Source organism: Clostridium tyrobutyricum, assembly GCF_019144085.1.
In the GTDB taxonomy this organism is placed as follows: Bacteria; Bacillota; Clostridia; order Clostridiales; family Clostridiaceae; genus Clostridium_B; species Clostridium_B tyrobutyricum_A.
Genome location: NZ_JAHHUY010000073.1, coordinates 1 through 1,451 on the forward strand (window position 1 = coordinate 1; position 1,451 = coordinate 1,451).

At 30.6% G+C, this 1,451-nt stretch carries 1 protein-coding gene; it reads left to right on the forward strand.

Features of this window, described 5'->3' with window-relative positions:
* On the forward strand, positions 1-1,287 hold a 1,287-nt coding region (locus KM800_RS15025), incomplete at its 5' end, for a transposase (RefSeq protein WP_217813811.1).
* Positions 1,288-1,451 lie beyond the last annotated feature (164 nt).

The following is a 1,451-nucleotide window of genomic DNA, read 5'->3' on the forward strand; positions in this document are numbered from 1 at the left end:
CGCAGTCTTCATTTTTCTCCATGTTCAGAAACAATTATGGCCGAAATGTCAAATTTTCTTTATGAGATTGGAGAAATATCAGGCGATGCTATATTTATTGATGGTACAAAAATAGAGTCTTGTGCAAACAAATATACTTTCGTTTGGAAAAAGTCAGTTTCAAAAAATTTAGCAAGACTACTTTCTAAATTAGCTGATTTTGTAGCTGAATGTGAAGAAATGTATGGACTAAAACTTATATATGAAAATAGAGTAAAAATAAAGCACGTAAAGAAGCTGCGCAAGAAACTTTATGCCTTGAAACATGATGAAAATATAGAATTTGTACATGGATGTGGTAAAAGAAAAACTCCAATTCAACGTTCTATTGAAACGCTTGAGGAATATCTTAATAAGTTAAAAGAATATACACAAAAACTATATATCTGTGGTAAACGTAACAGCTATTCAAAGACAGACAAAGATGCAACATTTATGAGGATGAAAGAAGATGCCATGAAAAATGGTCAGTTAAAGCCAGCTTACAATGTTCAACATGGAGTTGATTCTGAATATATAGTATGGCTTACTATAGGTGCTAAGCCTACAGATACAACAATGCTGATTCCATTTATAAAAAGCATGGAGAACTTCTTGTATTTTAAGTATTTTAAAATTACTGCGGATGCAGGTTATGAAAGTGAAGAAAACTATGTTTATGTTAAGGAGAATATGCAGTTGTCATTTATTAAGTCAGCAAATTACGAAATATCCAAAACAAGGAAATATAAAAATGATATAAGCCGGATAGAAAATATGGGCTACAACGAATTTGGAGACTATTATATTTGTGAAAATAATAAGAAACTAACTGTAAATAGGATAATAAAAAGAAAAAGCAGGACTGGCTATGTAAGTGAAAAAACAATTTATACATGTGAAGATTGCAGTAACTGTAAATATAAGAGTAAATGTATAAAAGGGCATAACTGTAAAATTCCATTGGAAGAAAGAGTTAAAAATCTTGAAACTTCAAAGCTGTTCAACATGCTTCGCAAAGAGAATCTTGAAAGAATTGTAAGTGAAGAAGGCTGTGAGTTAAGAATGAATCGAAGTATCCAAGCCGAAGGCTCTTTTGCAGAGATAAAACAGGATATGGGATTCCGTAGATATCTAAGTAAAGGTAAAAAGAATATTTTGGCGGAAAATGTTCTTTTAGCGATGGCACATAATGTAAATAAGCTCCATAATAAAATTCAGTCAGCCAGAACAGGGACACATCTTTTTCAACTTGAAAAGAGCGCTTAATTTTTAAATTTTAAAGATTCCGTAAGTAAAAAAAGTCTTAATATCTAAGGCTTATTAAATTGCGTCATTTTTTAGTTGTCAAGCTTATTTTGCTTTAAATTATCGTTTGAATTTCTATAAAATGTTAAAAAAGCACTGTCGCATTAGCATATTTTTTTATGCTA